Genomic DNA, 4,439 nt, shown 5'->3' on the forward strand with positions numbered 1-4,439 from the left:
CAGAGGCACGCATAAAGGACTCCGTGAGTTCCCAATCGGCAATCTCGATCTGGTCGGTGATGGTCAGCGGCATGGGTCTCGTCCTTGGATCAGCGCGGCTCAAATATGTGCAAAGCGCGGGCATAAAGGTGTTAAACAGATGCAACACCGCGCCACAATCACGGATAACAGGTTAAACACCCTGACACAAAGTGGGGACACAAAACGTAGACAAAACCCGAGGACACACCATGTGACGATGCCCGATTGCACGGATGCAAAAAGGGCTGCCTAGAAAAGACAGCCCTTCGAGATCAGTGGAATTGGGTCAATTAGGGATGCCCAATCAAAGGTGTTCTGAACAGGGGACTGCCCCTAGTCGTCGGCCCCTCCGACTGTCTTGACCGTTGCTTCCAATAGGACTCTAGACACTAGGACACCTCCTTTCAAATGTTGCCGATAAGGAGATGGTGCCACATATCTGGTATATGGCAAGTCTTTTTATACCACCCGTGCGGCCAAACGCCCAACAATGAGGCGAAACGGCAGCAGCGCGATCAACGCAAGGGCAAGTTTCACACCCCAATCGGCAACCGCGAGCGACATCCATAGTGGCGCCATCGGACCAACGGTCAAAAACGGCACGACATCCCAAGCCCACGAAATCTCCGCATTCGCCGCTTCGCCAAAAACACGGACGGACTGTGAGAACGCGAGGGTGAAAAAGATCGCCGTATCCAATGCCGACCCGACAACCGTAGAGACCAGTGGCGCCCGCCACCATGCCCCAGCGCGAAGACGGTTAAATATTGCAATATCAACGAGTTGAGCAATCAAGAACGCCGTTGCCGATCCAACAGCAACACGCATTGCCACCGCTTGATAGGTGTATCCATCTCCCTGCATCGAGATCTGCGTCCCGATGAGCGAACAGACAATTCCCGTAACAAAGCCCGCGAAAATGACTTTACGCGCTGATTTCACGCCGTAAACGCGGTTCATCACATCCGTGACGAGAAAGGCAAAGGGATAGGTAAACGCCCCCCATGTCAGCAGCCCATCAAGGATGAGAAATTGCACAAGGATGTTTGAGGCAACCACAATGGTGGCCATGGCAATGATGCCAGGAAGAATTCGGTTCATGATGTAATCCGTTTTTTATCGAAGGTGACGGCAACTCGGCCCCGACCATCGGGGCTTTGGTGAATGCCCCATATGAGGCGATGCGAGCGTTTACCGCCCCAACCGATCCAGATCAAGGATTTATTCGATCACGCGGTAGTCCACAAATTCCGTGACTTGGAACGGTTTAAAATTATCGTCGGAAATCATGGTGATACGAATACCTTGCGCATCGCGCCACACGGCAATCCCCTCTAAATTATCATGAACGCCAAGGCCGCTTTCAATCAACGTAACCTCGCCATCGGCCGTATTGCCGCTGATATCAAATCGGCGCACACGTGATGAAAACCCGATCCCGCGAAACCATCGCTCCAAGACATATAGCTGCCCATCCGGCCCAACATCCATGCCCACAGGCAGGTATTCACCCGATCGCGGAATGCGGTACACAATGCCAAACGTCCCTCCGCCATTGCGGTAGACGGGGAACGGTGTGGACCGCTCACCTGACCGCTCGGGCATGGTCAAAAGCCGCTCCTGCGCATCAATCGCCAATGCTTCCAATCCAGAGTTGTTTTGAAGTGATTTGAAATCTGGGTGCGCCGGCAGAGGCACCGCACGCGCATTCACCGAGGCATAGGACCAGATGCGGTGAAGACCCTCAAAGCTTATATAAATGGTGCGATCACTACCAACCGCAAGCCCCTCGGCATCGGTTCCGTAGCGCGGCAACGCATCAGATTTAGCGCCCCTCAACGGCACAATTCCATCCGACCTAACCTGTGACACCACACCACGTGCATCGCGTTTCAGCTGGCCCGTTTCGATCGCCCCGCGATCCGAGATTGTCACATAGCCACGTCCGTCATCCGACAATTCAAGGCCAGAGAACCCACCGTGAAGCGGATCACTCGACTGCCAACGATAACTTCCCAAATACTGTGCGTCTTGCGCCGTGAGGGGCGCAGACAACAGGATTAATACGACGAGACTACAGATGAACATTGTGCGGGAAGGGTCGCCATTGTGATTGGAGGTTTAGGCTTTGACGGGGTCGCGTTGGGATTGGGCGGCGGCGGGTTGAGAATGTTGTTCACCCAAGTTTGCGCATCGGCACATCCATCTCCCGCGGGGGGCGGCGCCTGATCGACACAGGATGCATCCCCCTTAGGACAGTTCAAACGCACGTGGAAATGATAGTGATGTCCCCACCATGGCCGGACTTTGTTGAGCCACGCACGATCCCCTTTTTCGTCGTTGCACATCTGCACTTTCGCGCCTGGAAAGACGAAAATACGCGCAACACGTGGGTCTTGTGCGGCGGCTTTGATGACGTTGTGATGCTGCGGGGTCCAGTCGCTATTGACGTAGGCACCGCCCGCGCGTCGCATGGAAATCGACGACAAGTTTTCACGCTCGGCCGGCGTCAGGTTCAATCGGCTTGGCGGCAGCATCCAGATATCTGCGTCCAAACCAATCTGATGACTGGCGTGACCTGACGACATCGGACCGCCACGCGGCTGGCTCATGTCACCAACGTATAGGCCGGCCCAACCGGGCTGGGTCGCCGCCTTACGTGATAAATCCTGAACAAAATCAACAAGCGTCTCATGACCCCAATTGCGATTGCGAGATAAGCGCATGGCCTGCCATGTCGCACCCGTTTCGGGCAATTGAGCCGCCCCGCCAACGCACCCCTTGGCATAGGAGCCATAGGACTCGGACTCACCCGTTGAGGCAACCGCTATCCCGCTGAACACCGATTTTGCAGGACGATGATCAGAGGACGACACGGTGACGGATGTTGCCGCCTTTGACGCGGAGGGCGCGCGCTCTGCGCCACATGCCGCCAGACCCGTACAAATAACCAAACCAAACCAAACCAACCGCATCACTCGTTCTCCACACCTTCTGGGTTAACCCACGCTAACAAGACCAGACCGATAAAGAAAAGCGCAATCAAGGGTGTGATGCCCAATCGTTGGGAGTTTGTGACATCCGACACCACAGCGATTAACGCGGGCGCTAGAAATGATGTGGCTTTCCCAGACAACGCATAGAGGCCAAACGCTTCGGTCATGCGCTCGGGGTCTGCTTGGCGAACCATCATCGTGCGCGAGGCGGATTGGATCGCACCGCCACACGCGCCGATGATCGCGCCGCACACATAAAAGGCTACATCGGGGAGCGCGCTTGACGGATCGACCGCGACGAACAATACGCTTTCGCGTGTGATGGACAAGATCATCGCACAGACGATCATGAGCAAAATGATGCAAATTGCGATCACACGTTTCGGACCGAACCGAACATCTGCCGCCCCGCCCAAATACGCGAAAATGGCGCCCGTAATAATTGCCAAAATCCCGAAGACGCCGACATCAACGACACTCCACCCCAATGCCCCCAGCGCGTAAATTCCGCCAAAGGTATAAACACCGTTGAGCGCATCGCGGTAAAACATCGACGAGCCCAGATAAGCGAATAGCGATTTGCGCGCGGGCAGCGACTTGAGTGTCTTTTTCAAATCACGCAGTCCTTGAGAAAACCCGCTGCCATGACCGCCCACACCACTTTTGGGTTCGCGCACCCACATGAAAAACGGGATCATCGAGAGGATAAACCACAGACCGACAAACGGTCCAACAAACCGCGTACCTTCGCGCGCGGCGGCATCGAATCCGAACAGCGGCGCAATACCGATGAGCGTAACACCGGCCCCGTTCTCCGCAAACAGCAACAGCATCGCAACAAGGGCGATGAGACCGCCGACATAGCCCCACGCCCAGCCATTGCCGGAGATCTTTCCAATCTCCTCGCGTGTGCCCAGGTCTGGCAACATTGCGTTGGTAAAGATCGTGGTGAACTCTAGCCCGATCATACCCAAACCAAAAAATACAAGGATCAAAACGGTTGGAAAATCTGACGGCGCGGCAAGCCAAAGCCCGAACGAGCCCACCACGTACAGAATGGAAAAGACCCTAATCCACGGCATTTTGCGCCCCGTACTATCCGCGACAGCGCCAAGAACAGGGGCTAGAATTGCGATTGTTAGACCTGCGATACTTAGGCCATAGCCCCAAATGGATTGCGCTTCGGCTTTGGCCATCTCGCTGTCCATGCCGCCCGCCATAAGCGACGAAATGACCTGTTCCGCAAAATAGGGTCCAAAAATAAAGGTAATGATCAACGTGTGATAGGGCTGTGTGGCCCAATCATACATCATCCAACCCCAGATACGTTTGCCGTGTGTTGGCTCGCCCATGCCCCAAACCCTTTTTCTTGTCTGAGGCGATAGAACAGGCAAACGGACGTTAAGGCAATCGAATTGAGGT

4 protein-coding genes and 1 pseudogene are annotated in these 4,439 nt (G+C 55.1%); all 5 read right to left on the minus strand.

Annotated elements, in window-relative coordinates; genetic code table 11:
- Nucleotides 1-73 (minus strand): annotated as a pseudogene (locus tag ACTG34_RS01820) (alternative ribosome rescue aminoacyl-tRNA hydrolase ArfB); the annotation flags it as partial.
- Nucleotides 74-480: 407 nt separating this feature from the next.
- Nucleotides 481-1,122, minus strand: coding sequence for a queuosine precursor transporter (locus tag ACTG34_RS01825; protein ID WP_439103340.1), 642 nt, complete (start codon nt 1,120-1,122; stop codon nt 481-483).
- A gap of 120 nt (nt 1,123-1,242) precedes the next feature.
- Nucleotides 1,243-2,109: an esterase-like activity of phytase family protein gene (locus ACTG34_RS01830; RefSeq protein WP_439103341.1), complete on the minus strand. Its 867-nt coding sequence runs from the start codon at nt 2,107-2,109 to the stop codon at nt 1,243-1,245.
- Nucleotides 2,082-2,996: a penicillin-insensitive murein endopeptidase gene (gene mepA, locus ACTG34_RS01835; RefSeq protein ID WP_439103342.1), complete on the minus strand. Its 915-nt coding sequence runs from the start codon at nt 2,994-2,996 to the stop codon at nt 2,082-2,084. Before mepA ends, ACTG34_RS01830 begins: the two co-directional genes overlap by 28 nt.
- A complete protein-coding gene (locus tag ACTG34_RS01840; RefSeq protein WP_439103343.1) occupies nt 2,996-4,369 on the minus strand; it encodes an MFS transporter in 1,374 nt (457 codons plus the stop codon). The genes mepA and ACTG34_RS01840 overlap by 1 nt, the downstream gene beginning before the upstream one ends.
- Nucleotides 4,370-4,439: the final 70 nt, after the last annotated feature.

The sequence above is a fragment of the Celeribacter marinus genome, assembly GCF_965656515.1.
GTDB lineage: Bacteria > Pseudomonadota > Alphaproteobacteria > Rhodobacterales > Rhodobacteraceae > Celeribacter > Celeribacter marinus_D.